At 52.9% G+C, this 24,421-nt stretch carries 23 protein-coding genes and 1 tRNA gene; 10 read left to right on the top strand and 14 right to left on the bottom strand.

Going from position 1 to position 24,421, the window contains the following annotated elements:
• Positions 1 to 281: 281 nt before the first annotated feature.
• On the top strand, positions 282 to 1,763 hold the full coding sequence (locus AB4876_RS04230; protein WP_368380404.1) for an NAD-dependent succinate-semialdehyde dehydrogenase: 1,482 nt from the start codon (positions 282 to 284) through the stop codon (positions 1,761 to 1,763).
• Positions 1,764 to 1,769: 6 nt separating this feature from the next.
• Here AB4876_RS04230 and AB4876_RS04235 read toward each other — a convergent pair whose 3' ends face one another.
• The 7 genes from AB4876_RS04235 to cyoA all read right to left on the bottom strand — a co-directional run bounded on the left by AB4876_RS04235 (position 1,770) and on the right by cyoA (position 8,545).
• Positions 1,770 to 2,342 carry a response regulator transcription factor gene (locus tag AB4876_RS04235; RefSeq protein WP_368380405.1) on the bottom strand — a complete coding sequence of 191 codons (573 nt, stop codon included), beginning with the start codon at positions 2,340 to 2,342 and terminating at the stop codon, positions 1,770 to 1,772.
• 4 nt (positions 2,343 to 2,346) lie between these two features.
• On the bottom strand, positions 2,347 to 3,669 hold the full coding sequence (locus AB4876_RS04240; RefSeq protein ID WP_368380406.1) for an ATP-binding protein: 1,323 nt from the start codon (positions 3,667 to 3,669) through the stop codon (positions 2,347 to 2,349).
• Between the two features lie 104 nt (positions 3,670 to 3,773).
• On the bottom strand, positions 3,774 to 4,487 hold the full coding sequence (locus AB4876_RS04245) for an SURF1 family protein (RefSeq protein WP_368380407.1): 714 nt from the start codon (positions 4,485 to 4,487) through the stop codon (positions 3,774 to 3,776).
• A 3-nt stretch (positions 4,488 to 4,490) separates the two neighbouring features.
• Positions 4,491 to 4,868, bottom strand: coding sequence for a cytochrome o ubiquinol oxidase subunit IV (cyoD, locus tag AB4876_RS04250; RefSeq protein ID WP_344936438.1), 378 nt, complete (start codon positions 4,866 to 4,868; stop codon positions 4,491 to 4,493).
• Positions 4,865 to 5,494, bottom strand: coding sequence for a cytochrome o ubiquinol oxidase subunit III (gene cyoC, locus AB4876_RS04255; protein ID WP_368380408.1), 630 nt, complete (start codon positions 5,492 to 5,494; stop codon positions 4,865 to 4,867). The genes cyoD and cyoC overlap by 4 nt, the downstream gene beginning before the upstream one ends.
• 1 nt (position 5,495) lies before the next feature.
• Positions 5,496 to 7,481: a cytochrome o ubiquinol oxidase subunit I gene (gene cyoB, locus AB4876_RS04260; protein ID WP_368380409.1), complete on the bottom strand. Its 1,986-nt coding sequence runs from the start codon at positions 7,479 to 7,481 to the stop codon at positions 5,496 to 5,498.
• A gap of 77 nt (positions 7,482 to 7,558) precedes the next feature.
• Entirely contained in the window at positions 7,559 to 8,545 is a 987-nt protein-coding gene (gene cyoA / locus AB4876_RS04265; RefSeq protein ID WP_368380411.1) for a ubiquinol oxidase subunit II, read from the bottom strand.
• Between the two features lie 151 nt (positions 8,546 to 8,696).
• Here cyoA and AB4876_RS04270 point away from each other — a divergent pair, with 151 nt between their 5' ends.
• A complete protein-coding gene (locus AB4876_RS04270; protein ID WP_368380412.1) occupies positions 8,697 to 10,010 on the top strand; it encodes an MFS transporter in 1,314 nt (437 codons plus the stop codon).
• A gap of 394 nt (positions 10,011 to 10,404) precedes the next feature.
• Here AB4876_RS04270 and AB4876_RS04275 read toward each other — a convergent pair.
• Positions 10,405 to 10,481 (bottom strand) — tRNA-Ile (locus tag AB4876_RS04275).
• A 264-nt stretch (positions 10,482 to 10,745) separates the two neighbouring features.
• Here AB4876_RS04275 and AB4876_RS04280 point away from each other — a divergent pair.
• The 3 genes from AB4876_RS04280 to AB4876_RS04290 are packed head-to-tail and all read left to right on the top strand — an operon-like array spanning position 10,746 to position 15,195.
• Positions 10,746 to 12,617: an adenylate/guanylate cyclase domain-containing protein gene (locus tag AB4876_RS04280; protein ID WP_368380413.1), complete on the top strand. Its 1,872-nt coding sequence runs from the start codon at positions 10,746 to 10,748 to the stop codon at positions 12,615 to 12,617.
• Between the two features lie 11 nt (positions 12,618 to 12,628).
• Complete coding sequence (locus AB4876_RS04285) at positions 12,629 to 13,000, top strand: response regulator (RefSeq protein ID WP_368380414.1); 372 nt, start codon at positions 12,629 to 12,631, stop codon at positions 12,998 to 13,000.
• The gene (locus AB4876_RS04290) at positions 12,997 to 15,195 is read left to right on the top strand and encodes an ATP-binding response regulator (protein ID WP_368380415.1); all 2,199 of its coding nucleotides are present in this window, start codon (positions 12,997 to 12,999) and stop codon (positions 15,193 to 15,195) included. Before AB4876_RS04285 ends, AB4876_RS04290 begins: the two co-directional genes overlap by 4 nt.
• 59 nt (positions 15,196 to 15,254) lie before the next feature.
• Here the strand turns inward: AB4876_RS04290 and AB4876_RS04295 are convergent, their stop codons facing one another.
• The 5 genes from AB4876_RS04295 to rpsU all read right to left on the bottom strand — a co-directional run bounded on the left by AB4876_RS04295 (position 15,255) and on the right by rpsU (position 20,448).
• Complete coding sequence (locus AB4876_RS04295) at positions 15,255 to 15,743, bottom strand: hypothetical protein (protein WP_368380416.1); 489 nt, start codon at positions 15,741 to 15,743, stop codon at positions 15,255 to 15,257.
• Positions 15,744 to 15,831: 88 nt separating this feature from the next.
• Positions 15,832 to 17,646 carry an RNA polymerase sigma factor RpoD gene (rpoD, locus tag AB4876_RS04300; RefSeq protein WP_368380418.1) on the bottom strand — a complete coding sequence of 605 codons (1,815 nt, stop codon included), beginning with the start codon at positions 17,644 to 17,646 and terminating at the stop codon, positions 15,832 to 15,834.
• 110 nt (positions 17,647 to 17,756) lie between these two features.
• The gene (dnaG, locus tag AB4876_RS04305) at positions 17,757 to 19,625 is read right to left on the bottom strand and encodes a DNA primase (RefSeq protein WP_368380419.1); all 1,869 of its coding nucleotides are present in this window, start codon (positions 19,623 to 19,625) and stop codon (positions 17,757 to 17,759) included.
• Between the two features lie 87 nt (positions 19,626 to 19,712).
• Positions 19,713 to 20,165, bottom strand: a complete 453-nt coding sequence (locus AB4876_RS04310) for a GatB/YqeY domain-containing protein (protein WP_368380421.1) — start codon at positions 20,163 to 20,165, stop codon at positions 19,713 to 19,715.
• Positions 20,166 to 20,232: 67 nt separating this feature from the next.
• Positions 20,233 to 20,448 carry a 30S ribosomal protein S21 gene (rpsU, locus tag AB4876_RS04315; protein ID WP_008248432.1) on the bottom strand — a complete coding sequence of 72 codons (216 nt, stop codon included), beginning with the start codon at positions 20,446 to 20,448 and terminating at the stop codon, positions 20,233 to 20,235.
• A 190-nt stretch (positions 20,449 to 20,638) separates the two neighbouring features.
• Between rpsU and tsaD the strand changes: the two genes are divergently transcribed.
• The 5 genes from tsaD to brnA all read left to right on the top strand — a co-directional run bounded on the left by tsaD (position 20,639) and on the right by brnA (position 23,194).
• Entirely contained in the window at positions 20,639 to 21,664 is a 1,026-nt protein-coding gene (gene tsaD / locus AB4876_RS04320; protein ID WP_368380423.1) for a tRNA (adenosine(37)-N6)-threonylcarbamoyltransferase complex transferase subunit TsaD, read from the top strand.
• 51 nt (positions 21,665 to 21,715) lie between these two features.
• Positions 21,716 to 22,105, top strand: a complete 390-nt coding sequence (gene folB, locus AB4876_RS04325) for a dihydroneopterin aldolase (protein WP_301027061.1) — start codon at positions 21,716 to 21,718, stop codon at positions 22,103 to 22,105.
• Positions 22,105 to 22,596 (top strand): 2-amino-4-hydroxy-6-hydroxymethyldihydropteridine diphosphokinase, encoded by a 492-nt coding sequence (gene folK, locus AB4876_RS04330; protein WP_368380424.1) that lies wholly within the window; start codon positions 22,105 to 22,107, stop codon positions 22,594 to 22,596. Before folB ends, folK begins: the two co-directional genes overlap by 1 nt.
• Before the next feature lie 78 nt (positions 22,597 to 22,674).
• Positions 22,675 to 22,938, top strand: coding sequence for a BrnT family toxin (locus AB4876_RS04335; RefSeq protein WP_368380425.1), 264 nt, complete (start codon positions 22,675 to 22,677; stop codon positions 22,936 to 22,938).
• Positions 22,928 to 23,194, top strand: coding sequence for a type II toxin-antitoxin system BrnA family antitoxin (gene brnA, locus AB4876_RS04340; protein WP_368380426.1), 267 nt, complete (start codon positions 22,928 to 22,930; stop codon positions 23,192 to 23,194). The genes AB4876_RS04335 and brnA overlap by 11 nt, the downstream gene beginning before the upstream one ends.
• Positions 23,195 to 23,215: 21 nt before the next feature.
• On the opposite strand, the gene AB4876_RS04345 is transcribed toward brnA, so the two are convergent.
• Positions 23,216 to 24,307: a tRNA nucleotidyltransferase/poly(A) polymerase-related protein gene (locus AB4876_RS04345; RefSeq protein WP_368380427.1), complete on the bottom strand. Its 1,092-nt coding sequence runs from the start codon at positions 24,305 to 24,307 to the stop codon at positions 23,216 to 23,218.
• Positions 24,308 to 24,421: the final 114 nt, after the last annotated feature.

The following is a 24,421-nucleotide window of genomic DNA, read 5'->3' on the forward strand; positions in this document are numbered from 1 at the left end:
ATTGATCTCCAGCACTATATGGCTGCGTCGACCTTATTGTCAAATTACACAATAACGGGTTCTTTGGCACCGCGGCGTCAAGGCCTGCCGCGTTACTTATTCCAGTTGTTTGGGCAAACCAGTTTCTACTCTGTTGGCTTGCAAAGCTATAGAGAATGCTAAAGACTTAGTGGCTGTTGGCACTGCTTACATTGATGCGAAAGCGCGCTAAATCGAACATCGAATAAAATTGGAACAAATGCGCTGCAGAGGCTTCGAACTCTTTATTTACAGGTGACTTTATGGAAATGACGCCCGCAACTAACTTGCAGCTAAAGCGCCCAGATTTGCTGCGCTCGCAGGCTTATATCAACGGCGAGTGGCTTGATGCCGACAGTGGCAAAACACTAGCGGTAATAAACCCTGCTAGTGGTGTGGTTATTGCCTGTATTGCTGATCTCGGCGTCGATGAAACTCGCCGGGCGATTGCCGCCGCGGAGCAGGCGCAAAAATTATGGGCCCGTAAAACCGCCAAAGCGCGCGCTAATATTTTGCGGCAGTGGTTTAACTTAATTATGGCCAATCAGCAGGATTTAGCGGCTATTTTAACGGCGGAGCAGGGTAAAACCCTAGCTGAGGCCGCTGGTGAAATTGCCTACGGCGCCAATTATATTGAATGGTTTGCCGAAGAGGCTAAGCGTATTTATGGCGACATTATTGCGCCGCCGTCGGCGGATAAACGCATCCTTGTTATTAAGCAAGCGGTGGGCGTGGTGGCGTCGATTACCCCTTGGAATTTCCCTAATGCGATGATTGCCCGCAAGGTGGCTCCGGCTTTAGCGGCGGGCTGCGCCTTTGTGTGTAAACCGGCAAAAGAAACGCCACTGTCGGCTTTGGCGATGGCCGTGCTGGGCGAGGAGGCGGGTATTCCCGCCGGGGTGTTTAATGTGGTGTGTGGTAGTTCTGCCAGCGCCATTGGCGGTGAAATGACCAGCAATCCGCTGGTGCGTAAGCTGACCTTTACCGGATCGACCCCTGTGGGTAAAACCCTGTTGCAGCAATGCGCGGCCACCGTGAAGAAAACCTCGATGGAGCTGGGCGGCAACGCGCCATTTATTGTGTTTGACGATGCCGATATCGACGCCGCAATTGCCGGTGCGATGGCCTCAAAATACCGCAATGCGGGGCAAACCTGCGTGTGTACCAATCGCATATTGGTGCAGCGCGGTATTTACGATGAGTTTGCCGAAAAGCTAGCGGCAGAAGTACGCAAATTCCAGTTAGGTGATGGCGCCGCTGCGGAAACAACCATGGGGCCGCTGGTGAATAGCAAGGCGGCGCGGGATGTGACTGCGCTGGTGGACGATGCGCTGGCCAACGGCGCGACGGCCTTAACCGGTGGTCGAGCTTCTTCGCTGGGCGACTGCTTTTACGAGCCCACAGTACTGACCGGTGCAACGCGGGAGATGCGAGTTTTTAAAGAAGAAATCTTTGGCCCCGTGGCGCCGCTGTTTGCGTTTGATACCGAGGAAGAAGCCATCGAGATGGCTAACGACACCGAGTTTGGCTTGGCGGCGTATTTTTATACCCAAGACCATGCGCGCATTTGGCGCTTTGGCGAAGCCTTGGAATACGGGATTGTCGGGATTAACGAAGGGCTGATTTCAAATGAAATGGCGCCCTTTGGCGGCGTGAAAGAATCGGGTAGTGGTCGTGAGGGTTCAAAATATGGTATCGACGATTATGTCGAAATTAAATATTTGTGTCTTGGCGGCCTTGAGTAGGCCGCGTTACTTTACTTGTTGCTTGGCGAGCTTGCGGGCTAGGGTTCGCCGGTGCATGCCAAGCCGCCTAGCGGTTTCTGAAATATTAAATCCGGTCTCGGCCAAGGTTTCGTGAATACGCTCCCACTCTAGGGTTTTTATGGAGGTGGCGCGGCCGCGAATTTCAACTTCTACATTGCCTTCGGCACTATTAAATGCCGCTTCGATATCGTCGGTATTCGAAGGCTTGGCAAGATAGTGACAGGCGCCGAGTTTTACCGCCTCTACTGCGGTGGCAATACTCGCGTAACCGGTGAGCACCACGATCAGCATATCAGGATCGTGTTTGTGCAGGGCCTGCACGCAGGCTAGGCCAGAGGCTTCGCCATCCAATTTAAGGTCGACCACCGCGTAACCAGGGGAGTGGCTCTCTAGCAGTGTGAGGGCGCCGTCGAGACTGCTGGTGCTAATCACCGCGTAGCCGCGTCGCTCAAAGGAGCGGCCCAAGGTGCGCGCAAAGGCGGCATCGTCTTCGATCAGTAATAGGGTTGGTGCGCTGTCGTCGATGTTAGCTTCAGTGTCGTTTGAATCGGTTGTCATGTGCTTAAACCTCCTTGAGTCGGAGTGCGTCTAGTGGCAGGCGCAGGCTGATTTCAGCGCCGCCTTTGTGACGATTGCGGGCGCGCACTTGGCCCCCTAAAATTCGCGCCACATTGAATACAAGGAATAATCCCAAGCCGCTGCCTGGTCGGCCCTTGGTGGATTGATAGGGCTGGCCGAGGTGGTTGAATACTTCTTTTGCAAATCCGGGGCCGCGGTCGATAACGCGTATTAGCAAGTTGTCGTCTTTGCGAGAAACGTAAAGACCGACCCACTCTGGTGAGGCTTCTAGCGCGTTGTCGAGCAGATTGCAGATCGTTTGTTTTAATACTGTGTCGGAAGCTATATCTAGGTCTTCGCCAAATTGATTGTCAAAGCTGAACTCGCGAACTTTGCGGGTGCTTTGCCACTCGTTAAGTAGCTCGTCGAAAAACTCACACACGCTGGTTTCGCCAGAGGACTCGCCGCGGGTTTCACCCGCAGACATGAGAATGCCGCTAACGATGGTTTTACAGCGTTGCACCTGAGTTTGCATTTCGGTGATTTCTTCGCAAAGGTCTGGGTCTGCACTGAGGGTGGGCATATGCCGCCAATCACCGAGAATTACCGCGATGGTCGCCAGCGGAGTGCCCAGTTCGTGTGCCGCGCCGGAGGCGAGCAAGCCCATGCGCAAGATGTGTTCTTCCTCGGCGGCCCGCTGACGCAACTCGGCGAGGCGGGCATCGTGTTCGCGGTGAGTGCGGTTGATGCGGTTAATAAAAACCACCAACAGCGCAGCATTGAGTACTAAGCAGATCAGCATGCCGTCGACGTAATAGCTGCGTATACCAAGGTGATAATCCTGGGGCAGGCCGAGGGGGCGGGCTGCTTCGGCTAGCCACAGAAAACAAATAGTAGCGACGCCGAGGAGTATCCATGCGTAGGTTTGCGCCAAAAGTACCGCCGCGAGTCCGACCTGCAACAAGTAGAGAAACACGAAAGGGTTGGTCGCGCCGCCGCTGAGAAATAGCTGAAAAGTGAGGGTGCCCATGTCGACTAGTAAACCCATAAATAGCTCGGCAGTGCGCACCCGCCGGCGCAGGCGTAAGCTCAGTTCATTAAAGGCATTAAAGGCGATAAGTCCGCCAAGCACGCTCAACATAAGCTGCAAAGGCAGCTCTACTCCGAACAAGTAATGGGTGACGAGAATGGTGAGTAATTGGCCGAGTACCGCCATCCAGCGCAACTGCACAAGTTGGCGCATATGTTTGCCTAGGGTGTCGGTATCGTCAGACTCTGTTTGTCTTAGCAGCTGATTTACGGCGGCAAGCGCTCTGGTGTCGGTCATTATTGTATTTCTCCCCAGGCCTAATTTAGCTCAGGCGCTTTAGTGCTTGGCTTTCTACGCGCGCAAGCCAGTATACGCATGATGGACTGAGCGCGCAGCCGCGGTCAGTCTTTGCGGCGACTTTCTCGAAACACAATAAAGCTAGCTAGCAGCACGGAAAAGGCGAGGCCGTACCAGGTGATCGCGTACACGAGATGGCTATTGTTGAAGCTAATAACGGTGAGACCGCCGACCGGAGTTTGCTCGCTTGGTATTTGAGGGGGGGTAGCGTCGGCGTCGACAAAATAGGGTGCAGCGCTAATACCGAGGTTGTCGGCAATTGCCTTTACGTCCCGTGAATACCAGCGGCCGGTAGTTGGGCTATTTTCACGCAGCACACTGCCCTTGGGCTCGTTAAGCCGGAGCAGGCCGGTGAGGCTTGTGTCGGTCTGCGGTGGCGCCTGTGGCGTGACACCTTGGCCGATATAACCGCGATTGACTAATACGATGCTACCATCGTGGCGCTGAAACGGAGTGAGTACCCAATAGCCGCTGCCAAGCTCGGTGGCGGCAACCACTAGGGTGTCTTTGTCTGTTAGGAATTGGCCGTTTAAAACAACGTGGCGATATTCGTCGTCAGCTTTGTTAACCGATGACCAGTCGCGAATACCTGGCGCTGCTTCAGCGGGCGCGTGAACGCGGGTTTCGACTTTTTCAATTAAATCTAACTTCCACAAGCGGCGTTCTAATTGCCAATTGCCGAGGGCAATAAAGCCCACAAAGAGGAGCAGGCCGCATAGGCTGATTAACGATAAGCTAACTATGCGGCGAAGTGGCACGGTTTAGCTGCCGCCAGACATCATTGAGGGCATCATATTCACGTTCATGTGGTACATCACCCACAGCGAACCGGCTAAGGTAATGAACAAGAGTACTACAGTGAAAATGAGCGACAGCATGGTCCAGCCACCTTCAGACTGAAAATTCATGTGCAGAAAATAAACCATGTGCACCAGAATTTGCACTAGGGCAAAGGCGAGAATGATCAGCACAGTGGTGTTTCGTGAGCTGAATACATCACCCATTACTAGCCAAAAGGGGATGGCGGTAAGAAACACCGAGGCCATAAAGCCAAGCATATAACCGCTGAAGCTGCTGTGCGGGCCTTCTTCTTCGTGGTGGTCGTGATGCTCGTCGTGGTTGTGTGAAAGCTCGCTCATGACAGAGACCCCATCAAATAAACAATTGTGAATACGCCGATCCAAACCACGTCAAGAAAGTGCCAAAACATAGACAGGCAGAATAAACGACGACGGTTAGCGGTGGTTAGGCCATGCTTGCGGAGTTGAAATAGCAGCGTTACTAACCAAATAATCCCGATGCACACGTGCAGGCCGTGGGTGCCGACAAGGGTGAAAAAGGCCGACAAGAACGCACTGCGCTGGGGACCAGCACCTTGGTGTAAAAGGTGGTAGAACTCATAGAGTTCTAAGCCCAGAAAGCCCGCGCCGAATACGCCGGTAATAGCCAGCCAAATTATGGTGCCCTTGAGTTTGCGCTGCTGCATTTGCAGCATGGCAAAGCCGTAGGTGATCGACGAAAACAGCAGAAAACTGGTGTTTAAGGCGACTAGCGGCAGATCAAATAAATCTGCGCCCGATGGCCCACCCGCATAGTTTTGGCTCAATACGCCGTAGGTGGCAAACAGCGCCGCGAAGATGAGGCAGTCGCTCATCAAATACAGCCAGAAGCCCAGCAGCGTGCCGTTGGCGACGTGATGCTCGCCCTTAACAAGGAAGTCGAATTGACCGGGCTCAGTAGCCGGCATAGCAGTAGAGTGAGACATCTTAGGCAGCTACCTCGGTACGTTGGGCTTCGACTAACGCGACCTCTTCAGCCGGTATGTAGTAGTCGCGCTTGTAATTAAAAGTGTGCGCAATAATGGCGATCATTAGCGCCGCAAACGCTAGGCCGCCGATTAACCACATATGCCAAACCATGGCGAAACCGAATGCTGCGCTGAGGCCTGAGATCACCATGCCGGCAGCGGTGTTTTTTGGCATATGGATGGGCATAAAGCCATCAGTTGCGCGTTTAAAGCCATTGCTCTTCATATGCCACCACGCGTCAAGATCGTATACCCGTGGGGTAAAGGCGAAGTTGTATTTGGGTGGTGGCGACGAGGTCGACCACTCTAGGGTGCGGCCACCCCACGGATCGCCAGTTTCGTCGCGCAGCGAGTCGCGGCGCTTATAGCTCACATAGAGCTGAACCAAGAAGGCGATGATACCTGCGCCGATTAACACCGCGCCACCTAGGGCGATCTGGAACCAAATCTGCAGCGATGGATCGTCGAAGTGACTCATGCGGCGGGTGACGCCCATAAAGCCCAACATGTACAGCGGCATAAAGGCGAGGTAGAAACCGATAAACCAGCACCAGAACGAGACCTTGCCCCAGAACGGTTCCAGCTTGTACCCGGTAACTTTGGGATACCAGAAGGTAATCGCCGCGAAGGTGCCGAACACCACGCCACCGATAATGACGTTGTGGAAGTGAGCAATCAAAAACAGGCTGTTGTGCAGCACAAAGTCAGCAGGTGGCACAGCCAGTAACACGCCGGTCATGCCGCCAATTACGAAGGTGATCATAAAGCCGATGGTCCACAGCATCGGGACTTCAAACTGTATGCGACCACGGTACATGGTGAACAACCAGTTGAAGATTTTCGCGCCAGTGGGAATAGAAATAATCATGGTGGTGATACCAAAGAAGCTATTCACCGTTGCGCCAGATCCCATCGTAAAGAAATGGTGCAGCCACACGAGGTAAGACAGAATGGTGATGACCAAGGTCGCGTAGACCATGGACGAGTAACCGAATAGGCGCTTACCACTGTAGGTAGAGACGATTTCTGAGAACACACCAAAGATCGGTAGAATCAGTATGTAAACCTCTGGGTGACCCCAGATCCAAATCAGGTTTACGTACATCATGGCGTTGCCGCCAAGATCGTTGGTGAAGAAGTTCATGTCCAAATAGCGGTCTAAGGACAGCAAGGTCATTACCGCTGTTAATACGGGGAAAGCCGCCACAATCAAGATGTTAGTACACAGCGCGGTCCATGTGAAAATCGGCATTTTCATCATGTTCATGCCGGGCGCGCGCATTTTGACAATGGTCACGACAAAGTTGATGCCCGACAGCAATGTGCCGACCCCAGCAATCTGTAGGGACCAAATATAGTAATCCACCCCGACCCCGGGACTTTGCAGTATTCCGGTTAATGGCGGGTAGGCCAGCCAGCCGGATTTGGCGAATTCACCGATAAACAGTGAGATCATGATGAGCGCCGCACCGGCACTGGTCATCCAAAAGCTGAGGTTGTTTAAGAATGGGAAGGCTACGTCACGCGCGCCGATTTGCAGGGGCACAATGTAATTCATCAAGCCAACCACAAAGGGCATGGCCACAAAGAAAATCATGATCACGCCGTGGGCGGTAAATATTTGGTCGTAGTGATCTGGCGGCAGGTAGCCGGTAGCTTCACCAAAGGCCATGGCTTGGTGAATCCGCATCATGATGGCGTCGGCAAAGCCGCGCAGTAGCATGATTAAACCCAGAATCATATACATCACGCCGATCCGTTTGTGATCGATGCTGGTGAACCATTCACTCCACAGATAGCCCCACACTTTGTAATAAGTCAGTGTGGCGAGCAGTGCTATTCCGCCAATTGCAGCCACGACAAAGGTCGCGATCAAAATCGGATCGTGGAAGGGGATGGAGTCGAGGCTTAGGCGCCCGAATATAAGGGTACTGAGATCAGACATGAGAGTTACCGGCGCCCTGACGCGCTAAAAGTGAATGGGACGGACGCATTGCGACCACGGTAATTGCACAAAAATAGCTAGTGGGCATGGTGACCCTCGTCATGTGTTTTGGCTGTTGAATTTGCTGAGCTTGGCGCTGCGGCGTCAGTTTTGTGGCTGCCGTGGTGCTTCATCATATCCTTCATGCAAAGGGTGCCAGGCTCAACGCAGCGGTTGAGAATAGCGTCGTACAGTTCGGGCGCCACTTCGCGATAGTATTGCACGGGGTTGTACTCGCTAGGCTCAGCGAGTTCGGTGTATACGCTACGGCTGAGGATGTCGCCGTCGGTTTTGACCTTGCTCACCCACTCGTCAAACTCGATCTCTGGCATGCCTAAGAATTTAAAACGCATGCCGTTAAAGCCCGCACCAGAGTAATTGGCAGAGAAACCGTCGTAGCTACCGGCTTCATTGATAACCGCGTGCAGCTGGGTTTCCATGCCGCCCATGGCGTAGATTTGTCCCGCCAGGGCCGGAATATAAAAGGAGTTCATCATGGTGGTAGCAGTGATTTTGAACTTTATTGGCCGGTCCACGGGGGCCGCCAATTGATTGACTACGGCAATACCTTGCTCGGGGTAAAAGAACAGCCATTTCCAGTCCATCGCGACCACTTCAACAATAAGCGGCTCAACACCCTCTGGAACGGGGCGACCTTCGTCAATGCGATCAAGGGGGCGGTAGGGGTCGAGCTGATGGGTGCTCACCCAGGTTAGTGCGCCCAAGGCGATAATAATGGCCAGCGGTGCAGCCCAGATGACCAGCTCCAGGTTAGTGGAGTGGTCCCAGTCTGGCGTGTAGGTGGCCTCTTTATTGGATGCCCGATAGCGCCAGGCAAACAGCAGGGTCAGCACAATGACCGGAACCACGACGATCAACATGAGAATCGTCGCCCATACAATTAGCTTGGCCTGTTGCGCCGCAATATCGCCCGACGGCGACATAACCACGGTGTCACAGCCAGACAGCAGGGCCATTCCGATAACGGAAACGAATATAGTGCGCAAAGTTTTAGAAATCGACATCGCCACTCGCAAGTCCAGATGTTAATAAGAGGACGCAGACTTTAAGCGAATTGGGCTTGGGAAAGAATTGGACAATTTGTCCTATGGCTGGCATGGGGGAAACGGAGTAGTCTTTCAATAATTCATAAAACCTACGGATGAGCGCCGCACCATGGCCAGTACAACAAACTCTTCTCTCGCAGCTGATATGCAGACTCCAGCGGGCCACTCGCCGGTCGCCCCCGGCGAAATTGCCATTGGCGTGGTTATTGGCCGCGCCTCAGAACATTTCGACTTTTTTGTGTTTGGCATGGCCTGCGTATTGGTGTTTCCGAGCGTATTTTTCCCCTTTGCCAGTACCTTAGAGGGCATGCTTTACGGTTTTGCTATTTTTTCTATGGCATTTGTCGCGAGACCCTTCGGTACCGCGCTGTTTATGAATATACAGCGCCGCTGGGGTCGTAGCGTTAAGTTAAGTAGCTCGCTGTTTTTATTGGGCACCGCAACCGCTGGCATCGCTTTTTTACCGGGGTATAACTCTATTGGTGGCGCCTCAATATTCTTCCTCGCTATGTTCCGTATTTTACAGGGCTTTGCTCTTGGCGGCTCGTGGGATGGACTGCCGTCGCTGTTGGTGCTCAATGCGCCGCGAGCCAAACGCAGCTGGTATGCAATGATCGGTCAGCTCGGTGCCCCAATCGGCTTCCTTGTTGCCAATTTATTATTTTACTACCTGATTCGTAGTGTTAGTGCTGAAGACTTCCAGGCCTGGGCATGGCGTTACCCTTTCTTTGTGGCCTTTGCGATTAATGTGGTTGCACTGTTTGCGCGGCTGCGCTTGGTGCTTACCGAGGAGTATACCGCTGCATTGGAAGAGAGTGAGTTGGAGCCAATTAGCACCAGTGAAATGTTAGAGAAGCAAGGCCCGAATATTTTCCTCGGTGCCTTCGCCGCACTCGCTAGCTATGCTTTGTTTCATATTGTGACCATCTTTCCGCTGTCGTGGATCGCTTTGGGTGAGTCGCAATTAATTGGCAATGTGTTAATTGTTCAGGTGTTCGGCGCTTGCATTGGTATCATTGCGACCATAGCCTCAGGCGTCATTGCTGACCGCATTGGCAAACGCACCACCGTGTCATTGATGGCGGTGCTTATTGGCATTTTTGCATTGTTTACACCAATGCTGATGAGCGGTACTCCAGTAATGCAAGACACCTTTATACTGCTAGGATTTGCGCTGCTCGGCGTCTCATACGGCCAGGCCTCGGGCACCTTAACAGCCAACTTTGAACGCCGCTTCCGTTACGCTGGTGCGGCATTAACTTCAGATTTTGCATGGCTGTTTGGCGCTGCGTTCGCGCCGTTAATTGCCCTTGGTCTATCAGTGCATTTTGGGCTGATGGCAGTGAGTTTGTATTTGATCTCCGGCGCGCTCTGTACCTTGTTGGCGCTGCGAATCAGTAAGCATTTGGAGGCGGCAGACTAGTTTTTACGCTGTATCGATGAATCGTAGCTGTATTTAAAGCCCCTTATATTGAATGCAATATAAGGGGCTTTTGTTTATTTCCTTCCTGTTCCCCAAAGTTGATAGCAAAAACGTTTCTCATATAAGAATAATTAATCCGATAATTTCAGTTTGCTATAGCGCTTACCCTCGATTGGAAAGCGCTCTGTAAATCATTATTCGATAGTGGATGCTAGTGAATGCTGTCATCGCTTTATCGCGTGTGAATATGCCGACATTAAAATTATGATGTGTGCGAGGTCGAGGGGCGAGCTTATATTGGCTTGGATTAATAGACGAATAGGCAGCGGCTGGCGCATCAGCGAGTGATGCCAATCTATACTTCCACGAACAGGAGTTTATTGAGTAAGAAAAATGGTGGGCCTTCCCAGACTTGAACTGGGGACCTGCCGATTATGAGTCGGATGCTCTAACCAACTGAGCTAAAGGCCCATTTTTCTTGTGCTGGGTGCTGTTGGTGTGGGCTAAATCGTCGATTTAGTTACGCCAATCAGTTCAGCTGCGGTGGTTTAACCCCACGCCGTGGCGTGTACACCGGAAAAACAGCGCGCATTATAATGCTGCCAGTGCCTGTTGGCCAGTGCTTCCTTAATCCCTTGTTTGCCGGAAGTCATTGAGGAGCCATGGTATTTTTGTGCTTATGTGGAGTTTAAGTGCAATAATCTAGTAGACATGGTCTGGTAGAAGGAAATGACTTTGGACGACAAAGAGCGGATTTTTAAAGCGTATCTTGATGATAAGCGTCAGTCGCTGCAGGCGCCGCTGGCGTCGGTGGCGGCGTATACCGAGTCGTTGCTGGAGCTACCTGCTATTGCGGGTGACGGAGCGCTGTTGGCCGATGCCCAGCGCATTGCTCGAGCGGCGGCTGAAATTCTTGATGTGCTGCAGGTGGTTTCGACGCTCAGTGTGACGTCGCAGACCGAAATCTCCCGTTTGCGCCACGATTTGCGCAATGCCATTGGCTTGGTTGATGGTTACAGCGAGATGCTGATGGAGGATTGCGGCGCGGCGGAGGCGCAGGCATTTCTCGCTCAAATTCGGCACCAGTCGCGCTTGTTTCAAGAGCGCCTAGACGGCTTCTCGTTACAACCTACAGAGTCTTCAAAAGTCGATCCCATTGCCGCGATGTTTCAAAGCTTTAAGCGGGGCATTATCCGCGACGATCAAGATCATCTTACCGGCAGTATTTTGGTGGTGGATGACAACGACAGCAGCCGCGATTTATTAGCCCATCAGTTGCAGCGTCAAGATCATATGGTTATCGAGGCCGCCAGCGGCGAGCGCTGTTTAGAGGTGATGCGCAGCGCCAATCCAGATTTGGTACTGCTCGATTTGGTTATGCCCGATATGAACGGCTACGAAGTGCTACAGGTGATTCGCAGCGATGAAGCCCTGCGCCGTATTCCGGTGATTGTCGTTAGCGGCATGCAGGATGAAGAGGGGGCGGTGCGCTGCATAGATGCTGGCGCGAGTGACTACTTACTTAAGCCAGTAAACGCGACCTTGTTGCGCGCGCGAATTGGCGCGTTATTAGAGACCAAGCGCTGGCAAGACCGCGAGCGCGAGTATTTGGCAGAGCTGGAGAAGAGCCAGCGCTTTATTCGCAAAGTATTTGGCCGCTATTTGTCAGACGAAATCGTTCAACGTCTGTTGGATGACAATAATGGTTTGAGTATGGGTGGCGAGCGCCGCACGGTAACTATCTTAATGGCGGACATTCGCGGGTTTTCAGCGATCAGCGAACAATTGGCGCCTGAGCAGTGCGTGCAGCTGCTGAATAATTACCTTGGGGTGATGACTGAAATTATTCAGCGCTATCGTGGCACGGTTGATGAGTTTGTTGGCGATGGAATTCTGGCGATATTTGGTGCGCCGGTGAGCGATAAAGATGACTGTGACCGCGCGTTGGCCTGCGCGCTAGCCATGCAATTGGCAATAAAAGAAGTGAATGCCCGCAACCGTGCCGATAACTTGCCCGAAATAGCGATTGGTATTGGTTTGAATACCGGCGATGTGGTGGCGGGAAATATCGGTTCTGAGCTGCGCTCCAAATACGGCGTAGTCGGACACAATGTGAATCTTACTGGCCGTATTGAGTCTTGTACTGTGGGCGGGCAAATATTGGCTTCACCGGCGACGGTGGCCGCCGCGTCGGTGGAGGTGCTCACCGGCAAGGGTGTTGGCGTGTCTTTAAAAGGTATGGCAGAGCCGGTGGATTTGGCCGAGATTTTGGGGGTGGGTTTGCCCTACGATTTATTGCTAGAAGGCGTTCAGTCGCAGTGGCAGGCGATCTCATCACCCCCTGAGTTACAGCTGAGTTTAATGAGTGGCAAGCAACTGGCGGGGCAGCAATTACCGGTACGCCTAGTGGCGGTGGCGGGTGACCAGCTGCGGCTGACGAGTGCCGCATCGCTGCCGCTATTAGCGGATGTGCGCTTGGAGGGCTTGATCGAAAGCTGTTACGCAAAAGTGACCGAGGGCGAGGGCGAGACGTATACCTTAACGCTGACCTCGGCAACCGAGGCGCTGCGCGCAGTGCTAAGCAATTTACCGACACACCTAAATTAAGCGAGAAGTTGATGCCGACAGTACTACTGGTTGAAGACAATGAAATGAATCGCGATATGTTAAGCCGGCGCTTGCAGCGCAAAGGCTATGAGGTGTTGCTGGCGGTCGACGGCCAACAGGGCATTGACCTGTGTCGAGCCGAAATGCCTAATTTAGTGTTGTTAGACATGAGCTTGCCGGTGAAGGACGGCTGGCAGGTGGCTAGGGAAATGAAGGCCGACAGTGGGCTTTGTAATATTCCAATCATTGCCCTGACTGCGCATGCGATGGCAGACGACCGCCAGCGCGCACTGCAGGCTGGCTGCGACGATTACGATACCAAGCCCGTCGATCTGCCGCGCTTGTTAGCCAAAATAGAGTGTTTGTTGGGACCTGCTGAATGAGTTTTACCCGCCGTTTAACCTTCTCTTTTGTGGCGATATTGCTGCTGTCACTGGGCAGCGTGCTAATTCAAATATGGGGTAATGATACCCGCCGCCGCAATGTGTGGTTGCTGCAGCATGTGATTCGCACTCAGTCTGAACTCAATGATTTTAGCCAGCGCATGTACAGCACCCACCGTAAAATTTTGGTGGTTGATGCCCTGTCTGACTCGGGGGTTCAAAATCGTATCACCGCACAGGAGCGGCAAGAGCTGCTAAGCACAATCGACGCGCTGATGGCCCTAGAGGCGGAGCTCAATGGTGACTTGCAGGAGTATTTGGAGGCGGGGCGTTACCAATATTTAGAAGCGAAGATACTGCTGAGTCAGTGGCGGCGATTTTTAGAGGAGGGCGGCACTCTCGACAGTAGCTTTGTGTTGCGGGAATACGAGGCCTTGAGTGGCCGTATTAGTGCGAATGAGTGGTTTCTGTTGACGCGCTCCGACGAAATAAACGTGGGCCTGCGTAACGTAGTAAGTATGACCAATAAGGTCGCGCTGGGTGTTTTTTTACTGGCGTTGATCACTACGTTTATTTTGGGCTATTACATGACCCGGTATACCCGGCGCTCGATTCGTCAGCTGCAAAAAGGTACTGCCGAGTGGGGCAGCGGCAATTTCGACTATAGCATTGGCGATATGGGTCATGACGAATTTGGGCAATTGGCCCATTCCTTTGATGATATGGCCGCCAATCTGCGCGAGGCCATGGCGCGGGTGCGCGAGGCCAGCCGTCGCGCTGATGCCGCGAATCAGGCAAAAAGCGGATTTATGGCCAATATGAGCCACGAATTGCGCACGCCGATGAACGCTATTATTGGCTACTCGGAGATGTTGATTGAGGAAATTGATGATGAGCCGGAGGTTAGCGCCAAAGATTTACGGCCAGATTTGGCCAAAATACAGCTGGCCGGAAAACATTTGCTCACCCTGATCAACGACGTGCTGGATATTTCTAAAATCGAATCGGGGCGCATGGCGGTGTATTGGGAGGATGTTGCGCTAGAGAGTATTTTGCGTGACGTTGAAGTGACCATGGCGCCCTTGATGGCCAAAAATGGTAATACCCTGCACTGTCATTTTGAGTTGCAGAGTGAATTGATTCGCACTGATGTAACACGCTTGCGACAGATACTGTTAAACCTACTGAGTAATGCTGCCAAGTTTACCCGCGAGGGTGAGGTGAGTTTGCGGGTGTCTGAACAGCAAATCGCAGGACAGAGTTATTTGATAGCCGAAGTTAAAGATAGCGGCATTGGTATGAGTGCCGAGCAGTTGGGGCGGGTGTTTGACGCCTTTGTGCAGGCCGATCTCTCAACGACCAAGCAGTATGGCGGCTCCGGTTTAGGTTTAACGATTTCACGCAAATTTGCTGAATTATTAGGCGGCTCGATTAGCGCTGAAAGTGAGCCTGGTGTGGGTTCGCGATTTGAATTGAAGTTGCCGCTGGGTACTCAAGAGCTTGGGCTGAGAACTGAGTTTGACGGTGTTGCTATCGGTGATGTGCTGGTGATCGACGATGACCCCGCGGCATTAGACTTGTGCAGTAGAACCTTGAGCAAGGCTGGCTACCGAGTGCATTTGGCCGACTCCGGTGCGGAGGGCTTGCGTATGGCCCAGCAGCGGCGGCCAGATGTGGTATTGCTGGATGTAATGATGCCGGGCATGGACGGTTGGCAGGTTTTACATAATTTGCGCACCGATCCGAGTTTGTTTGATGTGCCAGTATTGATGTTGTCGATGCTCAATGAGCGCGATCTGAGCTTATTGCTGGGCGCCAATGAGTATTTGGTGAAACCAGTGGATAGCGCAACCTTAACCGCCGTTGTGCACGAGCTATTGCCGGCCACGGCGGTGGGAAATTTACTGTTGCTTGAGCAGGGCGATAGCCTGGCGAAAGCCATCGCCTTATTGCCCGGCGCCGAGTACTGGCAGATTTATCGCTGTAGCGAAGTGGCAGAGGTGACGACTTTGCTTAAAGACCTGCCTTTGCAGCTCATAGTGATGGGGCCGCACAGCGATAAGGCGGCGGTGGCTGATTTATTGGCTTATTTGAGCAAAGACTACGGCCGTAAAGTGCCGATTATGCTGGCGCAAACTGAGGCGGAAATCCAGAGTTTGAGTGATCAGTTGGGGGCGTACTTAAGGCGCGCTTAAACCTGCGCGCCCTGTTGCGTGTAGGTTTAATCAGGAGGGCAGAGCAGCGCTGGCGAATGTTACTGCAGGCTTAAATGTCGTAGCTTTTCTATTGCGCGCTGCAGTGCCTGAGACTCGTTGCGCAGCTTCAATTGCTGGGCTTCGGCAACTTGTCGGGCTTGGTTCTCTATGTTGAATCGCAGGGCGTTTTCTAAACCGATTTGCAGGCTGAGGCGCAGCATTTTGAGGTTGGCATCGATTTGCGGCTCGCGCAGCGCGCGCTGATAGAGTTCGTCTAGTTTGGTGGTGGCCTTGTTCAATTCCTGATTCTGTAAATAGAGTAGGCACAGTGCGGCCAGGGCTTGTTGGTGAACAAGTTCGCTTCTGCTGTTGAGTAAGTTTTGTAGCTGTGGCTCTGCCGTTTGGTATTGCTTGCTTTCAAGAAACACTAAGCTGCTGAGTAATTCGGCTTGCTCATTGTTTGATGCCGGCGCGTTATTGGCGGGGCTTTGGCAGGCGCTCAAAGCAAGGCTGCTGAGCAGGGTAAGCGTGGGGAGGTGTCGTGGCATGGATCAGCTGTCCGTAGGCTTTAGGGCAAAGCACTGGGTGTCGAGAGTAGGCAACGGCTAAGCTAAATTAGCCGTTGCACAATCAGTATTACTCGTCGAGGAAGCTGCGCAGGTGATCTGAGCGAGTTGGGTGACGCAGTTTACGCAGCGCCTTGGCTTCAATTTGGCGAATCCGCTCGCGGGTAACGTCAAACTGCTTGCCAACCTCTTCCAGAGTGTGATCGGTATTCATATCAATACCAAAACGCATTCTGAGTACTTTTGCTTCGCGAGCGGTTAGGCCGGCCAGTACATCCTTTGTCGCTTCGCGCAGGCCTTCTCCGGTCGCTGATTCAATCGGCGAAGAGATGGTGCTGTCTTCGATGAAGTCGCCTAGGTGCGAATCTTCGTCATCACCAATTGGGGTTTCCATAGAGATCGGTTCTTTGGCAATTTTAAGTACCTTGCGAACCTTGTCTTCTGGCATTTCCATGCGCTCACCCAATTCTTCTGGCGTGGGCTCGCGGCCCATTTCTTGAAGCATTTGGCGTGAAATTCGATTGAGCTTGTTGATCGTTTCGATCATGTGTACCGGAATACGAATGGTCCGCGCTTGGTCGGCAATCGAGCGGGTAATGGCCTGACGTATCCACCACGTTGCATAGGTAGAGAATTTATAGCCGCGGCGGTATTCAAACTTATCGACCGCTTTCATCAGGCCGATGTTGCCTTCTTGGATCAGGTCGAGGAACTGCAGGCCGCGGTTGGTGTACTTTTTGGCGATCGAAATAACCAGACGTAGGTTAGCCTCTACCATTTCTTTCTTGGCGCGGCGGGCGCGAGCCTCACCGATGGAAACGCGGCGATTGATTTCTTTAATATCGGAAATGGTCAGGTCTTGACGCTCTTCGATATAGGCAATCTTGTTTTGAATGCGGCGAATGATGTCGTTGTAGTCGGTCAGCTTTGGATGCTTCTTAAGAAGCTCATCAGCCCACTTTAAATTGGCTTCATTGCCTTGGAAGCTGCGAATAAACTCTTTGCGGTCGATGCCAACGTTTTTAACGCAGATCGTCATGATCTCGCGTTCCATTGAGCGAATCGAGCTCAGAGTGGTGCGCACTTCTTCAATAAGCGGGTCGAAGGTTGCAGGGGTGAGTTTAAAATATTTGAAAATTTCACCCAGCTCGTTCAATTCTTTGGCGGTCTGCTTGCTGTAGCGGCCGTTGGCGGCAATAGACGCCTCGACTTTGTCAGATTGCTCTTGCAGGGCAGCAAAACGAATTCGCGCTTCTTCTGGATCTGGGCCAGATACGGCTTCGTCTTCGTCGGTGTCGTCGGCAGTGGTATTGTTTGCTTCGGCGGCTTCAGCAGCAGCGGCGGCTTGTTGCTGGGGCGACTGCACATTTTCAGCGGGGTTCAAGTAGCCGCTCATAATGTCGCCAAGGCGGCGCTCTTCGGTGGCCACTTTGTCGTACTGGGCCAAGATGCCGGTAACAACACCTGGGTAGTAGGCCAGTGCAGCCATGACTTCCCGAATACCTTCTTCGATGCGTTTGGCGATAACAATTTCGCCTTCGCGGGTCAGCAGTTCTACTGTACCCATCTCGCGCATATACATACGCACGGGGTCAGTGGTGCGACCAGTTTCGGTTTCTACTGCGGCCAGTGCTGCGGCAGCTTCAGCCGCAGCGATATCATCCGGTGAATCGCTGCCGGCCATGATCAGGGTATCTTCATCAGGTGCGTGTTCAAACACCTGGATACCCATGTCATTGATCATTTGAATGATTTCTTCGACCTGATCCGGATCAGAAATATCTTCCGGAAGGTGGTCGTTGACCTCAGAGTACGTTAGATAACCCTGCTCCTTGCCTTTGGCAATGAGTTGCTTGAGTCGCGATTGATGCTTAGAGTCACTCATTCTTTCAAATTACTCGCTAGGTGCAGGTGAAAAATTAGCCGCAAATTATACTCTATTTAGACCCTATACGACCAGTAAATTCCGGCTGTGTTCAGGGAATGGTCAAAGTATTAGCGCTGATGTTTGTGATTGAGCAGCTGTTGAATGGCCAAGAGTTGCTGTTTGGCTTCGTCACTAAGTCCAGCGTAGTTGTCACTTGCTGGTTTGTCGAGGTGATGGCTGCTGCGCAATTGCTCAACTTGTTGGCTGATGCGTTGCCTAGATTTAAGGTTGTCGAGGTGGCCGAGGGTGTCTAAAAATGCGAGTTGCGCTTTTTCGTCGTCAAGTTCAGGCCCGAGAAGTGCAATGGTCTTTAGGGCCTCGATCATAATGTCATACTCGGCTTGGCCGTACCAGTGACCGAGCAGCATGGCGGTGCTTGAGCCAGGCCGCTTATTGAGTAACTCTAAAATGGCGCTGAGCAGGGCCGCGGCTGGCGAGGTGTCGTCTGTGCTGAGTGTTAGGCTTTGATTGGTGGCGCCGCGCGGATTGAATAACACCATTGCCAGTGCAAATAGCAGGGGGTCGCGACTTGAGCTGGGCAGATTCGCAGCCAGTTTTTTGGTGCTATTGCGTGGGTTTGGTGTAGCTTGAGCGATTTGTGGCGCGCTGTCGGTATCGCTCGCCGCAGGAATGTCGTCAATGAGCTGGTCTAGGGCGTGGCGACTAAGGCCGGTGCGCTCGGCTAGTGAGTCGAGCATCAGCTGCCGAAAAACCCCAGGCGGCAGTAATTGCAGCATGGGTAGGGCAAGTTTGCTTAGTCGCGCCTTACCTTCGAGGGTGCTGGGGTCGGTTTGGCTGTGGAAAGACTCGAAAAAATAGCGTTCCAGTGGTTGAGCTTGGGCGAGGAGTTTTTGGAAGCCCGCCGCGCCATCGCGGTTCACAACGCTGTCTGGATCGTCGCCTTCGGGTAAAAACAAAAACCGGATGCGGCGACCGTCTTCCATGGTTGGTAGGGCGTTTTCAAGGGCGCGCTCGGCGGCTTTGCGGCCGGCGGCGTCGCCGTCAAAACAAAAAATCAGTTCGCTGGCATAGCGGAAGGCGGTGCGCAGGTGCTCGGTATTGCTGGCGGTGCCGAGGGTGGCGATGCCAGTCATAATGCCATGCTGGGCTAGGGCTACCACGTCCATATAGCCTTCGACCACCAGCAGTTGTTCGAGGTGGCGGTTGTTCTGGCGGGCTTGGTAAAGACCGTAAAGTTCTTTGCCCTTGTGGAATATATCGGTCTCGGGCGAGTTGAGGTATTTGGGTTTGTCGTCGCCCAGCACCCTGCCGCCAAAGGCAATAACCCGTCCGCGATTGTCACGAATAGGGAACATGATGCGATCGCGAAAACGGTCGTAGAGTTTGCCGTCGTCTTTTTCTATGAGCATGCCGCCGTCAATCAATTGCTGGCGGTGCTCCTCGCTGTCGCCGAGGGTTTTTAACAGATTGTCCCAGCCCGGTGGCGCAAAGCCGATGTCAAAGTCGCGAGCGATTCGGCCGCTCAGGCCGCGTTGCTTTAAATAATCGACGGCGCGCTGGGCTTGGGGGTGCTCTCTAAGTTGTTGTTGGTAATAGCTGGCCACTTTTTCCATTAGGTCGTAAATGGTTTTGCGGCGCTCTTGTTTTATTTGCTGCTGGGGGCTGATCTCTTCGCGAGGCACTTCGAGGCCGGCGAGGCTGGAAAGATTATCGACCGCACCAGGAAAATCCTGACGGTCGTAGTCCATAATAAAGCCGATGGCATTGCCGCCCGCGCCGCAGCCAAAGCAGTAATAGAACTGTTTGTCAGGGTTTACGCTGAACGAGGGGGTTTTTTCGTCGTGAAAAGGGCAGCGCGCGCTGTAATTCTTGCCGGTTTTCTTGAGCGCAACGCGGCGGTTGATAACGTCAACAATGTCGACTCGAGATAGTAACTCGTCGATAAAAGATTGCGGAATGCGTCCTTTTGCGGCCACGTCAGCGTATCCAAAAGCGAAGGTAGAAGTGCGTAGTTATTAAGGCTACGCAGGACAATAATTCACTATAGCGTAAAATTGCCAGCGCTACTGAAGCTGCGATTTAACCTTTTGGCTGACCATGCCCATATCCGCGCGGCCTTGAACCTGCGGTTTGAGAATGGCAACGACTTGCCCCATGTTTTTAATGGAGTCGGCGCCAGTGCTGGCAATGGCAGCGCTAATCAGTGCGTCTAGTTCCGCATCGCTCAGTGGCGTGGGCAGAAAAGACTGAATAACGTCCATTTCGAAGCGTTCTTGATCGGCAAGATCGACACGACCAGCGCCATCGTACTGGCTTATCGAGTCGCGGCGTTGCTTTAGCATTTTGTCGAGCACGGCAAGAACCCGTGCATCGTCAACGTCAATGCGTTCGTCAACTTCAATGCGCTTAATGTCGGCGAGAATAAGCCGCACGGCAGAGAGTCGCGCTTTATCTTTGGCTCGCATCGCGGTTTTCATCGCGTCACTAAGCGCTTGCTTCAGCGTTTGGTCTGCCATAATGCGCAGAGACTCCCTGTTAAGAGGATTGGGTCTTTAGCGGGCAAAGCCCTACTAGACGTGGGTCTTAGTAGAGGCGTTGCTGCTTTTTAGTGTCGCGAGACACTTTTTTCGCGTGGCGCTTTACTGCAGCAGCTGCTTGACGCTTGCGTACAGAAGTGGGCTTTTCATAGAATTCGCGACGGCGAACCTCGGCTAAAACGCCGGCTTTTTCGCAAGAGCGCTTGAAACGGCGCAGGGCGATATCAAATGGTTCGTTTTCTTTGAGTTTGACTGAAGGCATCCGTTAAACCTGTCCTGATTTTTTTTGCAAGAATTTGCTGTCTATACCGCATTAATTAAAAGCGGCACTCCAAGGGCGCTGAATTCTATACTCAGTTGCCGCAAAAAGCAAAGCGATTGCGCTGATAACTGGTGCGAATAAGCTGAAGTCAGTATCATGCGCGCTTATTTAGCGTAGGAAGTGAGCAATTGTGCGGGTTTTAGGACTGGAAACCTCCTGTGATGAAACAGGGGTGGCAATATATGACACTGAGCAGGGCTTGGTGGCCGAGGCTCTTTATAGTCAAATTGCCTTGCACGCGGAATACGGCGGCGTGGTGCCCGAGTTGGCCTCGCGCGACCATGTGCGCAAATTATTGCCCTTGATTCGCGAAGTACTCGCCAAAGCTAATATGCAGGGCTCTGAACTCGACGGTGTGGCATTTACTAAAGGCCCTGGCCTCGCGGGTGCGCTCATGGTTGGCGCCTGTGCGGGGCGCGCCATGGCCTATGGCTGGGGGGTGCCCGCCATAGGCGTACATCACATGGAAGGTCACCTGCTGGCGCCGATGCTAGAGGCAGACGCCCCCGCTTTTCCTTTTATTGCCCTGTTAGTATCTGGCGGCCATACCCAGTTGGTAAGAGTAGACGGCATTGGTCGCTATACCTTATTAGGCGAATCTTTAGACGATGCTGCCGGTGAAGCCTTTGATAAGGCCGCTAAAATGTTGGAGCTGGGCTACCCCGGTGGGCCGCAGGTGGCTAAGGCAGCCGAGCGCGGCCGCGAGGGGCATTACACCTTTCCCCGCCCCATGGTGAATCGGCCTGGTTTAGATTTTAGTTTTAGTGGTTTAAAAACCTTCACTTTGAATACCGTCACTGCCAGCCGTGCTGCGGGTACTTATGATGCGCAGGATCAGGCCGATATCGCCGCCGCATTTCAAGAGGCTGTGGTCGCGACCCTAGTGATTAAATGCCATCGCGCGCTGGTGCAAGAAAACCTGAATACCTTGGTTATTGCGGGCGGCGTTAGCGCCAATACCGTGCTGCGGGCGCGCTTGGCTGAAAAATTGGCGAAAACCGGCGGCCGCGTGTACTACCCCCGTCCCGAGTTCTGTACTGATAATGGCGCAATGATTGCCTATGCAGGTCACTGCCGCTTAGCGGTGGGGCAACACGAGGAACTCGGGGTGACGATTCGCCCGCGCTGGCCAATGACCGAGTTAGATGCCGTTTAATATTGTAAATTTTAGTATTAGTTGTAGCGCGCAGGCGTAGCGGGAAACACCATGGATATTGTTTATATACGAGAGTTAAGCGTTGATACCGTTATTGGTATCTTCGATTGGGAGCGCGCGCACCGGCAAACGGTGGTGATGAATTTAGAGCTGGGCACCGATATTCGCGCGGCGGCAGCGACAGACGATATTAGCAAAACCCTGAATTACAAAGCGGTGACAGAAGCGGTATTTGCCTTTGTGCGCAGCAGTGAGTTTTTGTTAATAGAGACCCTCGCGGAGCGTTGTGCGGCCTTGATCATGACGGAGTTCGAGGTGCCCTGGCTGCGTCTGAGCATCGCCAAACCCGGTGCAATGCGTCAGGCAAACGAAGTCGGTGTAGTAATCGAACGCGGTACGCCGCTGGTGATTGGCGCAGCTGTTGATGCTAGTGATAAGTAATGGCTGAGGTATTCCTAGGGCTAGGCAGTAATATTCAGCGCTATCGCCATATGACGAGTGCACTGGATGCGCTGAGCGAACACTTTGCGCCGCTGCGTTTGTCGCGGGTGTACGAGAGTGAGTCGGTCGGTTTTCGCGGCAGTGTGTTTCTAAATATGGTGGTGGCGTTTAATACCGAGATGGCCTTAGCGCCCTTGATTGACTTGCTGCGCGAGATCGAAGTTCGCCTCGGTCGTGTGCCCGGCGCGCCTAAGTTCAGCCCTCGCACCTTAGACATTGATATTCTCAGCTACGATAATCTCTGCGGTAATTTTGCTGGCATTGAACTGCCCCGCGACGAAGTGACCTACAACGCCTTTGTGCTGCGGCCACTGAGCGAATTGGCGCCGGATCACTGTCACCCAGTGAGCGGCAAAACCTATCGCGAATTATGGGCGGGCTATGTTAGTGAGCAGAAATTGTGGCCGGTCGAGTTTTGCTGGTCGTCATAAACTTTGGCTAGAAATCCCTGTTAAAAGCCTCAGCGACCACCTTGCCAAAATTGCTAAAAAGGTATATTTTTTATACCTATGTATTCATTCGAATTTGACCCAAAGAAGAGCAAATCCAACTTCGAGAAGCATGGCATTGACTTTGTTGATGCCCAAGCTATCTGGCAGGATACTGATTTTATTGAAATTATGGCTAAATCAGATGATGAGCGAAGAGCTTTGGTAGTCGGCATGATCGACGGGAAGCATTGGTCTGCCATTATTACTTACCGTACGGACAGGATTAGGATCATCTCCGTTCGGCGGTCCCGAAATTCTGAGGTGGCACTTTATGAAAGCTAAATCGCTGGATAAGAAGTTCGATGATAATCAATCGGATGTTATCGATGAGCTTGATCTTTCATCTATCAAGCGTCCCAATCAAATGCAGAAACGGGTTAACGTAGATTTTCCCACCTGGATGATTGAGTCACTTGATAAAGAGGCTTCGCGCCTAGGGGTTACTCGTCAGTCCATTATTAAAGTATGGCTTGCTGAACGTTTAGAGCAATCAACGTTGAGCAAGCAAATGCAGTCGACGCAAAAAGCGCGTGGCTGATTTGGGCGTTAAAGCCCCCCGCTAGTTTACGCCGGTAATTGCCCGCAATGCCGCCAATCGTTGCTCGCGCAGAGCAGCGCCGAGTTCCGCCCCCTTGTAGCCTTGGCTCATTAATTCCCCAGCACTAATGGCGCTTAATTGCTCGCCGGCATCCGCTAATATTGCGAGTCGGGTCTCGCTGGGCTGGAGTAGCTGGGCAATGGCGATAAAATTGGCAAGCTGTTCGGGGCGGCGAGCGTAGTCAAATTGTTCCAAAACCTTTAGCCATTCTTCCGCCGACTCCATCGCAGGGAGTGGGGTGTTTGCCGCGCAGCGTTCCGCTAGCCAGCTTGCGCTATTGCTGGCGCGCAAATTTTGGCACAGGGTTTTGCAGCTGCTGGCATCGAGATTGCTGCAGCTAATGGCAAAGCGCTGGTCTAGTGACAGCGCCTGCGCGGCGGCGGTATCGACCAAGGTTAATAACGCCGGTGTGAACGATGCTGCCCATTCAGGAAAGAGTGCGGCGAGGGCGTCGCAATTGAGTAGCACCTCGAAAAAACTCGCAGGATTTTGTTCTCCCAGGGCCTTACTTAGCTCTACCCAAATTCGTTCTGGGGCGATGGTCGCCAGTTCGCCGTTGCGACTCATGCTGCGCATTAGCGCCATGGTTTCATCGGCTACGGTAAAGCCGAGGTGGGTGTAGCGCGCTGCGAATCGCGCTACTCGTAAAATGCGCAGGGGGTCTTCGGCAAAGGCGGGGGCGACGTGGCGTAGCAACTTGGCGGCAATGTCGCGCTGGCCGTGGTAGGGGTCAATAATCGCCTTATCTTCGTCTTGGGCTATGGCATTAATCGTCAGATCGCGACGGCTGAGGTCTTCCTCTAAGGTGATGTCTGGGCTGAAATCGCAGACAAAACCGTGATAGCCCGGCCCGCTTTTACGCTCGGTGCGGGCGAGAGCGTATTCTTCTTTAGATTTTGGGTGCAGGAACACCGGGAAATCCTTGCCCACTTGCTGGTAGCCGAGTGCCAGCAAATCTTCGGGGTGGGCACCCACTACCACCCAGTCACGCTCGTGATAAGGGTAGTCGAGTAATTGGTCGCGCACTGCGCCGCCGACGAGGTAGGTTTTCATTGCTTTTGGGGTCTGTGTTGGGTTTGGGGGGAGTATAGCAAATAGTGGGAGACGCTTGACGGGAGATGGTAAACGCAAAAAATATCTCTCGCGCTATTGTGGTCATAGCTGCGA

The sequence above is a fragment of the Zhongshania guokunii genome (assembly GCF_040892635.1).
Lineage (GTDB): Bacteria > Pseudomonadota > Gammaproteobacteria > Pseudomonadales > Spongiibacteraceae > Spongiibacter > Spongiibacter guokunii.